General features: G+C 61.9%; 11 protein-coding genes. 5 read left to right on the top strand and 6 right to left on the bottom strand.

Translation table 11 applies throughout. From position 1 onward, the window contains the following. The first annotated feature begins 114 nt into the window (after positions 1–114). From pgi to ABJ99_RS05330, 3 genes are all read left to right on the top strand, one after another. Positions 115–1,779, top strand: a complete 1,665-nt coding sequence (gene pgi / locus ABJ99_RS05340; RefSeq protein ID WP_054084914.1) for a glucose-6-phosphate isomerase — start codon at positions 115–117, stop codon at positions 1,777–1,779. A gap of 335 nt (positions 1,780–2,114) precedes the next feature. Further along, positions 2,115–2,981: an oxygenase MpaB family protein gene (locus ABJ99_RS05335; RefSeq protein WP_054084913.1), complete on the top strand. Its 867-nt coding sequence runs from the start codon at positions 2,115–2,117 to the stop codon at positions 2,979–2,981. 107 nt (positions 2,982–3,088) lie between these two features. Beyond that, the gene (locus ABJ99_RS05330; protein WP_054084912.1) at positions 3,089–4,267 is read left to right on the top strand and encodes an acetyl-CoA C-acetyltransferase; all 1,179 of its coding nucleotides are present in this window, start codon (positions 3,089–3,091) and stop codon (positions 4,265–4,267) included. Positions 4,268–4,294: 27 nt separating this feature from the next. Here ABJ99_RS05330 and ABJ99_RS05325 read toward each other — a convergent pair whose 3' ends face one another. The 3 genes from ABJ99_RS05325 to ptsP are packed head-to-tail and all read right to left on the bottom strand — an operon-like array spanning position 4,295 to position 9,858. Then, on the bottom strand, positions 4,295–6,037 hold the full coding sequence (locus ABJ99_RS05325; protein ID WP_054084911.1) for a PTS fructose-like transporter subunit IIB: 1,743 nt from the start codon (positions 6,035–6,037) through the stop codon (positions 4,295–4,297). 12 nt (positions 6,038–6,049) lie between these two features. Continuing rightward, positions 6,050–6,991 carry a 1-phosphofructokinase gene (pfkB, locus tag ABJ99_RS05320; RefSeq protein WP_054084910.1) on the bottom strand — a complete coding sequence of 314 codons (942 nt, stop codon included), beginning with the start codon at positions 6,989–6,991 and terminating at the stop codon, positions 6,050–6,052. Next, positions 6,991–9,858, bottom strand: coding sequence for a phosphoenolpyruvate--protein phosphotransferase (gene ptsP, locus ABJ99_RS05315; RefSeq protein WP_054084909.1), 2,868 nt, complete (start codon positions 9,856–9,858; stop codon positions 6,991–6,993). Before ptsP ends, pfkB begins: the two co-directional genes overlap by 1 nt. 341 nt (positions 9,859–10,199) lie before the next feature. On the opposite strand from ptsP, the gene cra reads away from it, so the two are divergent. After that, the gene (gene cra, locus ABJ99_RS05310) at positions 10,200–11,195 is read left to right on the top strand and encodes a catabolite repressor/activator (protein ID WP_054084908.1); all 996 of its coding nucleotides are present in this window, start codon (positions 10,200–10,202) and stop codon (positions 11,193–11,195) included. Between the two features lies 1 nt (position 11,196). After that, positions 11,197–11,991: a TatD family hydrolase gene (locus ABJ99_RS05305; protein ID WP_054084907.1), complete on the top strand. Its 795-nt coding sequence runs from the start codon at positions 11,197–11,199 to the stop codon at positions 11,989–11,991. A 6-nt stretch (positions 11,992–11,997) separates the two neighbouring features. Here the strand turns inward: ABJ99_RS05305 and ampE are convergent, their stop codons facing one another. The 3 genes from ampE to ABJ99_RS05290 all read right to left on the bottom strand — a co-directional run bounded on the left by ampE (position 11,998) and on the right by ABJ99_RS05290 (position 15,805). Continuing rightward, positions 11,998–12,834, bottom strand: coding sequence for a regulatory signaling modulator protein AmpE (gene ampE, locus ABJ99_RS05300; RefSeq protein WP_054084906.1), 837 nt, complete (start codon positions 12,832–12,834; stop codon positions 11,998–12,000). A gap of 16 nt (positions 12,835–12,850) precedes the next feature. Continuing rightward, a complete protein-coding gene (ampD, locus tag ABJ99_RS05295; RefSeq protein WP_054084905.1) occupies positions 12,851–13,399 on the bottom strand; it encodes a 1,6-anhydro-N-acetylmuramyl-L-alanine amidase AmpD in 549 nt (182 codons plus the stop codon). 150 nt (positions 13,400–13,549) lie between these two features. Further along, a complete protein-coding gene (locus tag ABJ99_RS05290; protein WP_054084904.1) occupies positions 13,550–15,805 on the bottom strand; it encodes a DUF1631 domain-containing protein in 2,256 nt (751 codons plus the stop codon). Positions 15,806–16,097: the final 292 nt, after the last annotated feature.

Here is a 16,097-nt window from a genome sequence, read left to right as displayed (position 1 = left end):
GGCGCAGACAAACAGGAACGTGAAGGGTAGTCTGCGACGTATAGCCAGTGAGAAAGCTTGCAACCTCGCTCTAAAAATATCCAGGACCGAACCCGTTAAAGGAAACCCGCAGCGATGGCGTACTACCGCAATCCTTCCGATGTGACCGCTCTGCCCGCCTGGCAAGCGTTGACCAGACACCGTCAGTCCATGCAGGACTTCAGCATGCGTGAGGCGTTCAAAGCCGATCCGCAGCGCTTCAGCCAGTTCACGCTCAGCAGCGCCGGTCTGTTTCTCGACTACTCCAAGAACCTGATCACCGCCGAGACTCGCGACCTGCTGGTCAGTCTGGCCGGTGAGGTGGGCCTCAAAGAAGCGATCAAAGCGCAGTACGACGGCGAACTGGTCAACTCATCCGAAGGTCGCCCGGCACTGCACACCGCACTGCGTCGTCCGGTAGGCGACAAACTGAAAGTCAACGGTGTCGACGTGATGCCGGACGTGCACCGCGTGCTCAACCAGATGACCGAGCTGGTCGGCCGCATCCACGACGGCCTGTGGCGCGGTTACACCGAGAAGCCGATCACCGACGTGGTGAACATCGGCATCGGCGGCTCGTTCCTCGGCCCGGAACTGGTTTCCGAAGCCCTGGTGGCCTACGCGCACAAAGGCGTGCGTTGTCACTACCTGGCGAACATCGATGGCAGCGAGTTCCATGAGCTGTCGATGAAGATTCGCGCCGAGACCACTTTGTTCATCGTCTCGTCGAAGTCTTTCAATACACTGGAAACGCTGAAAAACGCTCAGGCTGCCCGTGCCTGGTACCTGGCTCAAGGCGGTTCGGAGCAGGAACTGCATCGCCACTTCATCGCGGTTTCCAGCAACAATGCCGCCGCTGTGGCCTTCGGTATCCGCGAAGAAAACATCTTCCCGATGTGGGATTGGGTCGGCGGTCGCTACTCGCTGTGGTCGGCGATCGGTCTGCCTATCGCACTGGCCATCGGCATGTCCAACTTCAAGGAACTGCTGTCCGGTGCCTACACCATGGACCAGCATTTCCAGAGCGCGCCGTTCGAGCAGAACATGCCGGTATTGCTGGCGCTGCTGGGTGTCTGGTACGGCAACTTCTGGGGCGCGCAAAGCCACGCGATCCTGCCGTACGACCATTACCTGCGCAACATCACCAAACATTTGCAACAGCTGGACATGGAATCCAATGGCAAGAGCGTGCGCCAGGACGGCAGCCCTGCACTGACCGACACCGGGCCCGTGATATGGGGCGGCGTGGGTGCCAACGGTCAGCACGCTTACCATCAGCTGCTGCACCAGGGTACGCAGATGATTCCGGCCGACTTCATTGTGCCGATTGTCAGCTTCAACCCGGTTGCCGACCACCACCAGTGGCTGTACGCCAACTGCCTGTCGCAGAGCCAGGCCTTGATGATGGGCAAGAACCGCGCCGAAGCCGAAGCCGAGCTGCGTGACAAAGGCATGGACGAAAAAGAGGTGCAGAAACTGGCACCGCACAAGGTCATTCCCGGCAACCGCCCGAGCAACACGCTGGTAGTCGAGCGCATCAGCCCGCGCCGTCTTGGCGCGCTGGTGGCAATGTATGAACACAAGGTGTTCGTGCAGAGCGTGATCTGGGGCACCAACGCGTTTGACCAGTGGGGCGTCGAGCTGGGCAAGGAAATGGGCAAGGCGGTGTACCAGCGTCTGACTGGCGGAACCGAAGAGCCGGCTGACGATGCGTCGACTCAAGGGCTGATCAACTACTTCCGCGGCCGTCACCGCGGCTAAGCGCAATCGCCCCACACGCTCCGTGCTACAAACGTTCGCTCTTGATTCTGGCCGAAGGCCGTGAGGGCGGACCGGGCGACGCTTCGCTTGTCCGCGAAAGCTTTATTTCAGACGGTACATCTTTAGCGGAGGTAAGCTCTCCTTGTGGGAGCGGACTTGTCCGCGAAAGCTTTATTTCAGAAGGTACACCTTTAGCGGATGTATCGACCCTTTCGCGAACAAGTTCGCTCCCACAGGAGCGCGCGTACCTTCTCCTTGTGGGAGCGAAGCATCGCCCGATCCGTTACCGCAAAAGCTTCTCTGCCGTACTTCCCTTCCCGATGCACGAGCCCGACATGGAATTCATTCGTACCCGCATCGAAACTCAGGTCATCAGCCTCACCGGCCTCGCCCTCGGCCAGCTGGATCTGGAAAACCCCAAGGGCGATCCCGGTCTTTTTGGTCCGCAGGCGGTGTGCTGGGAGGTGCATAGTGATTTCTCCAGCATGCTGGTCGGTGGCATCAGCGCCTTGATGCTGCAAGCGCTGCATCCGCTGGCGCTGGCAGGTATCTGGGATCACTCCAGTTTTCGGCAGGACATGCTCGGTCGTCTGCGGCGTACCGGGCAGTTTCTGTCCGGCACCACCTACGGCTCCACACAGGACGCCAACTGGCTGATCGACAAGGTGCGCGCCATCCACCTGCAAGTCACCGGCACGGCGCTTGACGGTCGCCCTTACGCCGCCAGCGACCCGGACCTGCTGACCTGGGTGCACGTCGCCGAAGTCAGCAGTTTTCTCGCGGCGCATGTGCGTTATCACAACCCGGCGATGTCGCCGGTAGACCAGGATCGGTATTACGCCGAGACCGCTCTGGTCGCCGAACGGCTGGGCGCTCGTCACGTGCCGCGCTGCCGACAGGCTATCGCCGATTATCTGGCGAACATTCGCGGGCAACTGGTCTGCGATGACCGCAGTCGTGAGGTAGTGCGCCTGCTGCTGGATGCTCCGGCACCCAACTGGCTCGCAAAGCCCTTCGGCGTGCTGATGATGCGTGCCGGGATCGAGCTGCTGCCGGTTTGGGCCAGCGAGATGCTCGATGTCACGCAGAGCCCGTTGAAACGCGGCTTGATCCGCCTCGGCGTCAACACCACCGCGCCGATACTGCGCTGGGCGGTAAGGGACGGATCGGCACAACGCGCAAAGCGGCGCATGGGCCTTTGAAACCCGTTTGCAGGCCAGCTGCAAAACGTGACTGACCGGTTCGCAGTTGGAACCTGCCGAGCTATCTGTGCCACCATGCGCCCTCAATAACAATGAGGATCAGCACCATGCAAGACGTCGTTATCGTTGCCGCGACCCGCACCGCCGTGGGCAGTTTCCAGGGTTCACTGGCGGCCGTTCCAGCGGTCGACCTGGGCGCGGCGGTCATCCGCGAGCTGCTGGCCAGAACCGGCGTGGACGGCGCGCATGTCGACGAAGTCATCATGGGCCAGGTGCTCACCGCAGGTGCCGGGCAGAACCCTGCGCGACAGGCCGCCATCAAGGCCGGCCTGCCCTTTTCGGTCCCGGCCATGACCCTCAACAAAGTCTGCGGCTCAGGCCTCAAGGCGCTGCATCTGGCCGCTCAGGCGATTCGCTGCGGTGACGCCGAGATCATCATCGCTGGCGGACAGGAAAACATGAGCCTGTCCAATTACGTCATGCCCGGCGCACGAACCGGCCTGCGCATGGGCCACGCGACAATGGTCGACACGATGATCAGTGACGGCCTGTGGGATGCCTTCAACGATTACCACATGGGCATCACTGCAGAAAATCTGGCGCAAAAATACGACATCAGCCGCGAAGCACAGGATGCCTTCGCCGCGCTGTCGCAGCAAAAGGCGATTGCCGCCATCGAAGCCGGGCGCTTTGCCGACGAAATCACCCCGATCCTGATCCCGCAGCGCAAGGGTGACCCGCTGTCTTTCGCGGTCGACGAGCAGCCCCGCGCCGGCACTACCGCCGAGACACTGAGTAAACTCAAACCTGCGTTCAAAAAAGACGGCACCGTCACCGCCGGTAACGCCTCGTCGCTCAATGACGGCGCTGCCGCCGTGATGCTGATGAGCGCAGCCAGGGCCGAGCAGTTGGGCCTGCCGGTGCTGGCACGTGTCGCCGCGTATGCCAACGCAGGCGTAGACCCGGCAATCATGGGCATCGGCCCGGTCAGCGCCACCCGCCGCTGCCTGGACAAGGCCGGCTGGTCGCTGGACGAACTGGACCTGATCGAAGCCAACGAAGCGTTCGCCGCGCAGTCATTGTCGGTGGGCAAGGAATTAGGGCTGGACCCGCAGAAACTCAACGTCAATGGCGGAGCCATCGCCATCGGTCACCCGATTGGCGCGTCAGGCTGCCGCGTGTTGGTCACCCTGCTGCACGAAATGATCAGGCGTGATGCGAAAAAAGGCCTGGCCACGCTGTGCATCGGCGGTGGCCAGGGGGTTGCCCTCGCGCTGGCACGCTGAGGGCTTGCGTCAGAGACCGGGAGCGGATCAGGCGCTGGCGGGCGCCACTTCCATCTCGGCAGGCTCCGGGCGCTTGATCAGCGCGTACACCACGCCGGTCAGCAGACTACCGGCGACAATCGCCAACAGATAAAGCAGCGCATGGTTGATGGCGTTCGGGATCAGCATCACGAACAGGCCACCGTGGGGCGCCATCAGTTTGCAACCGAAGTACATCGACAAGGCGCCGGTCAGCGCGCCACCGACGACACTGGCCGGAATCACCCGCAACGGGTCCTTGGCAGCGAATGGAATCGCGCCTTCCGAAATGAAGCACAGCCCCAGCACGAAGGCAGCCTTGCCGGCCTCACGCTCGCTCTGGGCGAATTTGCGACGGGCCAGAATGGTGGCGATGCCCATACCGATGGGCGGCACCATGCCGGCAGCCATGGCAGTCGCCATCGGCGCGTAGCTCTGCGAAGCCAGCAGGCCGACCGAGAACGCATAAGACGCCTTGTTGATCGGCCCACCGAGGTCGACGCACATCATCGCGCCCAGCACCACGCCCAACAGAATCGCGTTGGTAGTGCCCATGCTGTCGAGGAAGTGGGTCAGCGCTTCAAGCATCCCGGCTACTGGCTTGCCGACCACGTAGATCATCACCAGACCGGTGAACAGACTCGACAGCAAGGGGATGATCAGAATCGGCTTGAGCGCTTCGACGCTGGCCGGCAGACGCGCATAGCGATTGATCGCGGCGGCGCTGTAACCGGCCAGAAACCCCGCGACGATACCGCCGATGAAACCGGCCCCCAGCGTGCTCGCCAGCAAACCACCGATCATCCCCGGCGCCAGCCCCGGACGGTCAGCGATGGAATAGGCGATGTAACCGGCCAGCAACGGCACCATCAGTTTGAATGCCGCTTCACCGCCAATCTGCATCAACGCCGCAGCCAGCGTGCCCGGCTCCTTGAATGCAGTAATGCCGAACACGAATGACAGCGCGATCAGCAAACCACCGGCAACCACCATCGGCAGCATGAACGACACGCCGGTCAGCAAATGCTTGTAGACCCCTGTTTTCTCATGGCGGGCGGGCGACTTGGCAGCGGTCGAGTCAGATTCGACCTGGCCCTCCGCCAGCGCCTTTTTCAAGGTGGCTTCGGATTGCTTCAGCGCAATCCCGGTGCCACAGCGGTAGATTTTCTTGCCGGCAAAGCGGTCTGTATTGACCTCGATGTCGGCAGCCAGCAGCACCACGTCAGCCTCGGCAATCGCCTGAGGGCTGAGCGGGTTGCGCGCGCCGACCGAGCCCTGGGTCTCGACCTGCAAATCGTAATTCAGGCGCTTGGCGGCCTGCTGAATCGCCTCGGCGGCCATGAACGTGTGCGCCACGCCGGTCGGACAGGCCGTGATCGCCACGATACGCGGTTGCGCGCCGGCACTGCTGACGGCTTGCGGTGCGACAGCCTGCGTGGCGACATGCACTTGTGCTTCTTTCGCAGCGCGCTGCAGAAAACCGTCGACGTCCTGCAGCGCATGCGCAGGCGAGTCCTGAAACAGGCGCTTGCCGACGAAGCGGCTGAGGTCCACCGGACCGGTATTGACCACCAGCACCAGATCAGCGGCCTGGATATCTTCAGGCGAGAGCTGCTGATCAGCCTTGTTGGGGTCGATGATTTCGACGCTGGTTTCCCAGCCCTGACGCAGTGCGGCCGCTTCGAGCAATCGTGCGCTGAGTACGCTGCTGACCTTGCCGCTCGGGCAGGCCGTGACTATGGCTAACTTCATGACGATCCTCTCTTATTGTTCTGTCAGGCTGCGTACCGTGACGCCGCCTTCAAGCCGTTTGAGTTGGGCGGCATCGGTGATGCCGAAACCGATCTGGGTCACGGCCATGGCCGCGATGGCCGTGGCGGTGCGCAGGGTTTTCTGTGGATCGTGACCGCCGATCAGGCCGTGGACCATGCCCGCCAGCAGCGAATCGCCTGCACCGACAGTGCTGGCAACCGTGACCTTGGGCGGCAGCGAATGCAGTGCCAGGTTCGGACTGAACCAGTGCACGCCTTCGGAACCCTGGGAGATCACCACATGCTCGATGCCCTGAGCGTGCAGACGCGTCGCCGCTTCGGCTTGTGCCGCGATGGAAATGATCGGCGCGTCGAGCGCGTCGGCCAGCTCTTCGGTGTTGGGTTTGATCAGCCACGGCCCGGCGGCCAGACCGGCGCGCAAGGCCAGACCGCTGCTGTCCAGCGCCACTTTCAGGCCGAGGTCCTTGAGCATCAGCAACAGCTTCTGCAACCACTCGGGTGTGACGCCACGCGGCAGACTGCCTGCCACCACCACCACATCGAAACCCGCGGCGATCTGCTGAACGCGCGCAAACAGGGCTTGCTGCGCCTCTTCACTGACCTGAGGGCCGGGGCCGTTGAGGTCGGTGATGCGGCCACTGCCTTCGGCCAGCTTGATGTTGCTGCGGGTTTCGCCCGGCACACGCACGAACTCGTCGACAAAGTTGCGCCGCTCGAACAACGCTTCGAACGCTTGCTGATTGTCGACGCCGAGAAAACCGGCAACCGTCAGGTCGTGGCCGAGGTCAGCCAGCACCTGCGCCACGTTGAGCCCTTTGCCTGCGGCGTGAGTCAGCATCGCATTGCTGCGGTTGACCTGCCCCAGCTCCATTTGCCCCAACTGCACCGTCAGGTCCAGCGCCGGGTTCATGGTCAGAGTAAGAATCTTCGCCATTACAAGGCCTCCACAAGGGCACGGACTTCGGCAGCGCTGCCCGCCGTCAGCGCGTTTTGCGCCAGTTGCTGAGCAGTGCTCAGGGTCAGTTCACGCACGCAGGCCTTGACCTCGCCAATGCTGCGCGCCGACACACTCAATTCATCCACGCCCAGCCCGACCAGAATCGGCACGGCCAGCGGATCAGCCGCCAGCTCGCCGCAGACGCCCACCCATTTGCCATTGGCATGCGCGGCACGCACGGTCATGTCGATCAACTGCAGCACCGAAGGGTGCAGCCCGTCCGCCTGCGCCGACAGCGTCGGATGGCCGCGGTCGATGGCCATCGTGTATTGGGTCAGGTCGTTGGTGCCGATGCTGAAGAAGTCCACTTCCCTGGCCAGTACCGGCGCAATCAGCGCGGCCGACGGCACCTCGATCATGATGCCCAGTTGCAGGTCGCTGACCGGGATTTCCTTGCGCAGCCGCTCGGTCATGTCGCGTGCCTGACGCCATTCTTCAAGGGTGCCAATCATCGGGAACATGATGCGCAACGGGCCGCTGTCAGCCGAACGCAACAGCGCGCGCAGCTGGCTTTCCATGACGTCCGGGCGTTGCAGCGTCAGACGGATGCCGCGAACCCCGAGAAACGGGTTTTCTTCCTTGTCGATCGGCCAGTACGGCAACGGCTTGTCACCGCCGACATCGAGCGTGCGCACCACCAGCGGACGCCCGCCGAGGTCAGTCAGGACGCGGCGATATTCGGCTTCCTGCGTCGCTTCATCGGGTGCCTGGGAATGCGCCATGAACAGCAATTCGGTGCGCAGCAGCCCAACGCCTTCAGCGCCCTGCTCTACAGCAGCCGGAGTGCCGGTGCTGTCGCCAATGTTAGCGAAGACTTCGACCGCGTGGCCGTCTCGTGTCACGGCGGGCTCCATGCGCGCGGCGGCTGCGGCTTTCAGGCGCTCCTCGCGAGCATCACGATCCTGAACCGCGCGCTGCAAGGTCGCTTCGTCAGGCGCAACGGTCAGGCGGCCGCGCTGGCTGTCGAGCAGCAGCACCGTGCCTGGTTTGAGCAGCAACACTTCGTCACCGGCACCGACCAGCGCCGGAATGCCCAGCGCACGGGCGACAATGGCGCTGTGCGCAGTCGCGCCGCCGCGAGCGGTCAGAATGCCGGCCACCTGGGCCGGATCAAGACGCGCGACGTCGGACGGACCGACTTCATCCATCACCAGAATGTAGGGTTCGTCCGGCGCAGCCACGGTTTCAACGCCGCAGATCTGCGCCAGCACACGGCGCCCCACGTCACGCAGGTCGGCCGCGCGCTCGGCCAGCAACGCATCTTTCAGTTGTTCCTGCTGAACGGCGGCCGCTTCGATGACAGCTGACCACGCCGCCGCGGCGCTTTCGTTGTCGTTCAGGCGCTGCTCGACCTCGCGGGTCAGTTCCGGGTCTTCGAGCATCTCCTGGTGGGTGATGAAGATTTCGCGGATGGCCTTGGATTTGCTGCGCTGAATCAGGTTCTCAATGTCACGGCGCACTTCGCCAATGGCGCTGTGCAGACGCTCACGCTCGGCCGCGACCGATTCGCCCTTTTGCGGGTAATCGAAGGCCTGCAACACTTGTACGTGCGCCGGGCCGACGGCGATGCCGGGCGATGCCGACACAGCCTGTAACACACTGCCTGACGCCGGCGCACTAAGCGGTTTGGCGACAGCGGCAGGCGTTGGCGCGGCCTGAGGTTCGGAAACCGCAGGCAAGGGTTCGACTTCTTCACCCAACCCCTGCTCCACCGCAGCAATCAGCGCAGGCAGCGCGTCGGCAGCAATCGTCGGTTCAGCGATGAATTCCAGCGTCTGGCCACGACGAGCGCCGAGGCTGAGCAGCTTGCTCAAGCTCTTGGCCGACACCGCAGCTTCGCCGGTCTCCAGCACACGCATGCGGATTTCGCCGTCGAACTCCTTGGCCAGTTGCGCCAGGATCTTGGCCGGGCGGGCATGCAGGCCGTGGGCATTGGCCAGTTGAATCTGGCGGGTCGGCCACTCGGCAGGCAATTCGCCGCCCAGCGCTTCCAGCACCGCACGGCTGTTGGTGGCGTGGCCCAGTTCATGGCCGCGACCTTCGATCAGCAGCAGGCACAGACGCTCGAGCAGCGCCTGGTGCGCTTCACCCAGGCTGGCCAGGCAGAACAGGCCGGTCAATGGCTGGCCCAGATAACGAATCGGTTTGTCCGGCGTGACGAACGCCAGACCGGGACGCTTCACGGTCTGTTCGCTGTGCAGCCACCACAGACCATCGCCCAGCGACAGCGCTTCAACCTGCTGCAGCACGGCGGCAAAACCATTGCTCACACAATCGGCCTTGCGCAACAGACGTGCGCCGCGCCACACCAGCTCTTCAAAATCGTCGGCCGAAACGCCGAGGCTGATCATCTGCGCGTCGAGCGCCAGTTCCTGCGGCGCGCCCTGCAGCAGTTGCAACAGGTCTTCGGCGGTTTTCGCCTCACGCAGCGCCGGGCCGAGATCTTCTTCACCCAGCGCGCGGGTCAGCAATTGCAGCAGGCGCAAATGCTCGTCGGATTTGGCCGCGATGCCGATCGCCAGGTAAACGATCTGGCCATTGCCCCAATCCACGCCCTCAGGGAATTGCATCAGGCGCACGCCAGTGGTGAACACCAGGTCGCGGGTTTCGGGTGTACCGTGGGGGATGGCGATGCCCTGACCGAGAAAGGTCGAGCCTTGCTGCTCACGGTTCATCAGTCCAGTGAGGTAGCCTTCTGCTACCAGACCATCGGCGACCAGGTGGTCGGCAAGCAGCTTAAGTGCGGCAGTCTTATCCACAGCCGACTGGGCCATGGATATTTGCTCCAGAGTAAGTTCGAGCATTGCCTTGACTCCTGTGCGGCGCCAAGGCGCCACCTGATTCTTGTTTTAATGACGACCATGAATGATCGACAGCTTGGGAAAATGAAGCGATACCTATCGGACATCGCTTTCGTCTGGATTGCAGCAGACAACAGGCGTGCTGAAACGTTTAATCTATAATTGCCCGGCACGTTACTCGATTCTGCGGATTCATTGAAGCCCAGCCGCACAATCGTTGTAGGAGACTTCCCAAAAAACTTGAAGCACTTAGGAATTTCCTACGGTCTGGTGTAAAGATCACCGTCACATCAACAATAATTCGATTTTCCTGATCCACGCACCTAACTAAAGGAAACTCCGGGGTGAAACTGAGCGATATTGCACGTCTGGCGGGTGTTTCCGTGACCACGGCCAGCTATGTGATCAACGGCAAGGCCGAACAACAGCGCATCAGCCCGGCAACGGTCGAGCGCGTCAAAGCAGTCGTCGAGCAGCACAACTTCCGACCCAACCCTCAAGCGGCGGGCCTGCGCAGCCGGCACAGTAAAACCCTGGGCTTCATCCTTCCGGATCTGGAAAACCCCAGCTACGCCCGCATCGCCAAACTGCTCGAGCAAGGCGCTCGCAGCCTGGGCTACCAATTGCTGATCGCCAGCTCCGACGATGACCCCGTCAGCGAACTGCAACTGTTGCAGCTTTTCCGCGCGCGCCGCTGTGATGCCCTGCTGGTTGCCAGTTGCCTGCCGCCCGGCGACGAGAGCTATCGTGACTTACAGCTCAAAGGCATGCCCATTATCGCCATCGACCGGGAGATGGACCCTGCGTTTTTCTGTTCGGTGGTCAGCGATGACCATGACGCCAGCCTGCAGCTTACCCGCAGCTTGTTACAGACCAGCCCACGGCATATCGCGCTGCTGGGGGCCCGCCCGGAACTGAGTATCAGCCGGGCACGGACTGCCGGTTTCGAGCACGCGCTGGAGGGTTTCACCGGCACCTCGAGCATCGAACATGGTGAAGCGTTCAGCCGCCAGTGCGGGCAACGCCTGATGAACGAGATGCTGCAACGCGACGGGCGTTTTCCCGACGCCCTGATCACCACCTCCTACGTGCTGCTGCAAGGCGTGTTCGATGTGTTGCAAAGTCAGGCGCTGAACTCAACCCAGCTGCATTTGGGCACGTTCGGTGACACGCAACTGCTGGACTTTCTACCGCTGCCGGTCAATGCCATGGCCCAGCAACATCAGTTGATCGCCGACAAGGCGTTGCAACTGGCGTTGGCCGCTATCGAGAAGGATGATTACCAGCCGGGCGTGCACGCCATCGTGCGGGCCTTCAAGCAACGCATACACGAGGCCTGACGTGACGCTGATCGACACCCACACCCATCTGGACTTTGCCGAGTTCGATGCCGACCGTGCGCAGGTCCTGCAACACAGTCAGGCACTCGGCGTGCAGCGCATAGTGGTGCTGGGGGTCTATCAGCGCAACTGGCAGCGGTTGTGGGACCTGACCGTCGCCAATCCTTCCCTGCATGCAGCGTTCGGGTTGCACCCGGTCTACATCGACGAGCACCGCGCCGAACACCTGGACGAGCTGGGCGACTGGCTGACACGCCTGAAAGGCCACCCGCAGTTATGTGCGGTGGGCGAGATCGGTCTCGATTACTACCTCGATCACCTCGACAAAGCGCGTCAGCAAGAGGTTTTCGAGGCGCAGTTGCAGCTGGCTGCCGACTTCGACCTGCCCGCTCTGCTGCACGTACGGCGCAGCCACGCCGACGTGATCGCCACCCTCAAGCGTCATAGACTCAAGCGCAACGGCATTATTCATGCGTTTGCGGGCAGTCGTGAAGAAGCGCGGGAATACATCAAACTGGGTTTCAGGCTTGGCCTGGGCGGTGCGGCGACCTGGCCACAAGCGCTGCGCATGCATCGGGTACTTGCCGAACTGCCACTGGACAGCGTGGTGCTGGAAACCGACTCGCCGGACATGGCGCCCGCCATGTACCCCAATCAGCGCAACACCCCGCAGCATTTGCCCGACATCTGCCAGGCGCTGGCAGGCTTGATGCGCATCAGCCCGGAACGGCTCGCCGAGGCCAGCACGCGCAACGCCTGCGAACTGTTCGGCTGGCCGCACACCGTCAGCGGCTGAAACACTTCAGATCAGCAGTGTCCACAGCGCGAAACCTGCGTACCAGACGATCGCCGCGCGAACCAGCAACTCCCAGAGCAAGTCCAGACTGGCAACGCCGTTCGGGCCCATCACCGGGGACGGCACTTCGCTGGCGGCGCATCCGGCGCGAGTGACCAACTGCGCGGCGCTGATGTTCCAGTTGAGCAATTCGTGCAGCATCACCCGACTGACCGCCACGAAATTACCGACCAGTGCGAAGCTTGCGGCCAGCAAACGGACCGGCACCCACTCGAACGCATGGCGCAACTGCCCGGCCCGCTCGACCAGCGCCGGGGTCTTGCCGTGTTCAGCGGCAAGCGCCAGCAAGCGATAGGCCAGTGCGGCTACCGGCCCAAGCACGAAATACCAGAAGATCACCGCGAAGAAACTCTGAAACGCCTGCCACAGCATGTAGCTCTGAACGCCTTGCAGCAGTTGCTCGCTGTCGTCAGCCTGCACGCCCATGTCGCGCTCGGCCACATGCACCGCCGCCTGCGCATCGCCGCGCCGACAGGCATCGCGAAACGGCCCGAGCACGGCGATAAGGTCAATCCGGCCGAGGCTGTAGATCAAAACCAGCAGATGAATCGGCAGGACCAGCCAGCCGTACGCCACCGAGCCGACGATGGTCAGCACCAATTGCAGCAGCAAGACCGGCACAAGCACCAGCAGCGCCAGCGTGAACCAGGGCCGTGCAGCGGTTCGCGGGCCGCTTTCAAGCTTTGCCAGCTCGTTCAGCCACGGACCATCACGCTGTACCCGCTGACGCAGTGCAGAAAACTTTTCTATGCAGACGGCCAGCAGTAGCACCAGAAAACTCATCGTTTATCCCCCAACATCAATCCAGCAAAGTCGCTCGAAACCTGGCCCAGTCAAAGCAGGGGCCCGGATCTGTCTTGCGCCCGGGCGCGATGTCACTGTGACCACAGATCCGCTCGGGCGTGATATCCGCAAAAGCCTGCCGCAACTGCCCCGTCAGCTCAATCAGTGCGTGATACTGGGCGTCGGTGAAAGGCTGCTCGTCCGTGCCTTCCAGCTCGATGCCGATGGAAAAGTCGTTGCAGCCCTCACGTCCGTGAAAACTGGACACCCCGGCATGCCACGCACGATCAAGACAGGAGACGAACTGAATGACGTCGCCATCACGTTCAATCAGAAAATGCGCCGAAACACGCAGCTCGGCAATGCCGGCAAAGTACGGATGCTCGGTGCTGTCCAGCTGATTCTGAAAGAAAGCCTGCACCTTGCCGGTCTTGAATTGCGCCGGTGGCAGGCTGATGTTGTGGATCACCAGTAGCGAGATCTCACCGTCGGGTCGCGCATTGAAGTTGGGCGAAGGGCAATGCTGCACGCCATCGCACCAACCGCTTGCGGGGTCCAGTTGCATGAGTGCTCCTTGAGCGGAGGAAATGGATGACACCGATTATGCCCGCGATAAACGCAGATGTGGGGGTTTAGACAAGGACCCGAGGCGTAGGAAATAGCCGATCACACACGTGCCATTTCCTACGCCACAGGCCTTTGGTCTTGCGAGGACTCAGGCGCCCTTGAGCTTGCGCAGGGTGCCTATCACCGATTCCAGCGCCCGATCGAACAGCAAGGCATCGTCGAGAACGCGCACTGCGCCGCGACGAAACTCGACGGCGAGGCCAACGCGAGTCTTTTCCAGAACCTTCATGCCAGTGCGATTGACGAACACATAGCGGCCGGTCGGCTCGACAATGGCGGTCAGCTTGCAGCGCAACTTGTGCTCTTCGTCTTCCTGAATCTCGACCCAGCAGCCCACCCGCAGGTTGTCGACCATCTGCAAACCGGCGTCATCGTCAGGCAACTGCACGACCGGTTCGTTGAGCAACCGCTCTTCGGGCGCGATCAGGACGATTTCCTCGACCACTGCCATCATCGGCGGACCTTCCGCAGTGCTAGCGCCGCACAGCGACGCGTCACCTGATCCAGCGTCGCCACTGGCTTCCTGCAAACGCGTGAAATGCTGGAACGCCTGCACATGCAGCGACTCCAGCTGGCTGAAGAACTCGCTGGTGGCGAACGGATCGAACGCCGCACTGGTCAGGCCATCGCGCAACGACTTGAGCAGCCCCGGCACCAGTTCCAGCAAACGCTGCAACGCCTGCGGATCGTCATGCAGCTCGACGCTCCAGATCAACTCGTCCATGGTGGTCAGGCCTGCTTGCCATTCGCCGGACGCTTCACCATGCTTGAGGCAGGTCAGCAGCAGCACTTTGCTCCAGGCCTCCTGCAACAGACGCACCACCACTTCCGGCAAGGTGCGCCCCAGCAGACGCTGGTTCAGTTGCTGCTGAACCAGTTGGCGAGCCAGTTCGGCGCGCGCCCGGCCTTCCTCGGCATCACGGGTGCGCTGCTCCAGCAACTCGCTGCGACGGCGTTCGTCACTGGTGAAGGCCAGAAAATCGGCAAGCAATTCGGAAAAGATCGACGGGTCATCGTCAAAGTCATTGAGCAGCCGCTGCACGATCTGCTCGACCCTTTGGTACAACGAGTCGCGCTGATAATCGTCACGCCCACCCCAGCCCAGCGCTGCGGTGGCAATTTCGTTGAGCAGGCGACGGGCCGGGTGACTGCCACGGCTGAAAAAGCTCTTGTCGAGTACCGCCACTTTGAGCATCGGAATCTGCAAACGTCCGATCAGCGCGCGCAGCGATGGCGGCAGGTTGCGGTCGTCGAGAATGAACTCGAAGAGCATGGCGATGAGGTTGATGACATCCTCATCGCCCACGCCCACGATCCGTGATTTACCGGTTTTCACGTTGACCCGCGTCAGCAGCTGTTCAAGCTGATTGCGCAAGTCGAAGTCGTCAGCGGTTTCCTGAGAGGGCACGTATTGCTGCAAATGAGAAAGCAGACGCATCAAGTCCCGACTGGAGATCGGCCGTACTTCGGCGTTGGGCTCATGCCGCGGCACAAGATTGCCGCGCACATGCAGCAACAACTCCTGCAACGCCGAAAACACCTCCTGCACACCTTTGTCGAGCTTGTCCGCCGCTTCGTTGAGCACAGGGTCGGACAGTTCGGCAGAACGAGCTCTGGGCGCCGCTCGATCAGATGAGCGGCGGGCGGGCAGGACTTTCATGTCCGGCAAGATGCCGGTGGCGATCAGTAACTGGTTGGCTTCACCGTACAGATGATCGGTGTTGGTCAGCACATACTTTTCGAACAGCTTGAGGATGATCAGCTTGACCTTGATCTCGACCCCCAGGTTGCGTCCAGCCTCAAGAAAGAACCGGCACAGCATCGCCGGGCCCAGCGGGTTGTTTTCGTCGGTGATGGGTTGCGGCACCAGAACGTTGAGGCGGGCGGTGAGCTGGCCGAGCGCAAGGCTGTCACGGCTCATGACCTTGGAGACCATCGCGTCGACCGCCACGGTCTTTTCCAGGTCATCGTTATGCACCAGCGCCAGCTTGTCGAACGACACGGCGGCGGGCAGCACGGGGTCCTGAATCTGATACTGACCCAGCGACAGGAAAGACTCATAGAACTTGTCGAGAAAGCCACGCTCTATGCTTTTGCGCTTGAGACGCAGGTCACGCATGGCTTCGAAAAAGATGTTTTGCTCGGTGTTGCTAAGGGCGCGGTCAGCCATCTCGAACAGCGTGTCGTCGGCGTTGTCGAACAGCACCTGCAAAGCGTCCTTGAGCTGCTGCGCCGCTTTGTCGCGAACCTGCAGCAACACCACCGGTAACCTGGCCAGTGGCACGCCGGCCCCCTGCGCGGGGAGCACTTTGCTTAACGGCACTACTTTTTCGTCGTTCGGCATTACACCCCCTGTCAGGAAAATACCCGGGCTCCATCACAAACGTGGCGTGCGACCCTCGCCTTGTGATCCAGCCCCCTTGGTTTCGCGCGACGTCAAACCTGTGACGTCAAATATTGGTCGAGTATCTTTCAAAAGTTGTCATTAACGCCAGTGAGACTTTTTTTACACACTCGTTTGGATGGCGCTCGTATATTCGTGTGCACGATAGACCGCAATACTTGCATTCCATCGCACGTGAATTCGCCAAACCGACCAACTGCACGTTGGCAAAGGCGTTCCAGAGCATGGCCGC

Origin of the sequence: Pseudomonas syringae pv. cilantro (assembly GCF_001293775.1) — a bacterium.
GTDB lineage: Bacteria > Pseudomonadota > Gammaproteobacteria > Pseudomonadales > Pseudomonadaceae > Aquipseudomonas > Aquipseudomonas syringae_P.
Note: the sequence above shows the minus strand (reverse complement) of the source record. Positions and strands in the feature narration are given on the sequence as shown.

Bases quoted from the DNA above. Each gene is read 5' to 3' on its own strand.
- ABJ99_RS05335 (WP_054084913.1), top strand. From the start codon at position 2,115: ATGGAATTCATTCGTACCCGCATCGAAACTCAGGTCATCAGCCTCACC.
- ampD (WP_054084905.1), bottom strand. From the start codon at position 13,399: ATGCAACTGGACCCCGCAAGCGGTTGGTGCGATGGCGTGCAGCATTGC.
- ABJ99_RS05290 (WP_054084904.1), bottom strand. From the start codon at position 15,805: ATGCCGAACGACGAAAAAGTAGTGCCGTTAAGCAAAGTGCTCCCCGCG.
- pfkB (WP_054084910.1), bottom strand. From the start codon at position 6,991: ATGGCGAAGATTCTTACTCTGACCATGAACCCGGCGCTGGACCTGACG.
- ampE (WP_054084906.1), bottom strand. From the start codon at position 12,834: ATGAGTTTTCTGGTGCTACTGCTGGCCGTCTGCATAGAAAAGTTTTCT.
- ABJ99_RS05325 (WP_054084911.1), bottom strand. From the start codon at position 6,037: ATGAAGTTAGCCATAGTCACGGCCTGCCCGAGCGGCAAGGTCAGCAGC.
- ptsP (WP_054084909.1), bottom strand. From the start codon at position 9,858: ATGCTCGAACTTACTCTGGAGCAAATATCCATGGCCCAGTCGGCTGTG.
- pgi (WP_054084914.1), top strand. From the start codon at position 115: ATGGCGTACTACCGCAATCCTTCCGATGTGACCGCTCTGCCCGCCTGG.
- ABJ99_RS05330 (WP_054084912.1), top strand. From the start codon at position 3,089: ATGCAAGACGTCGTTATCGTTGCCGCGACCCGCACCGCCGTGGGCAGT.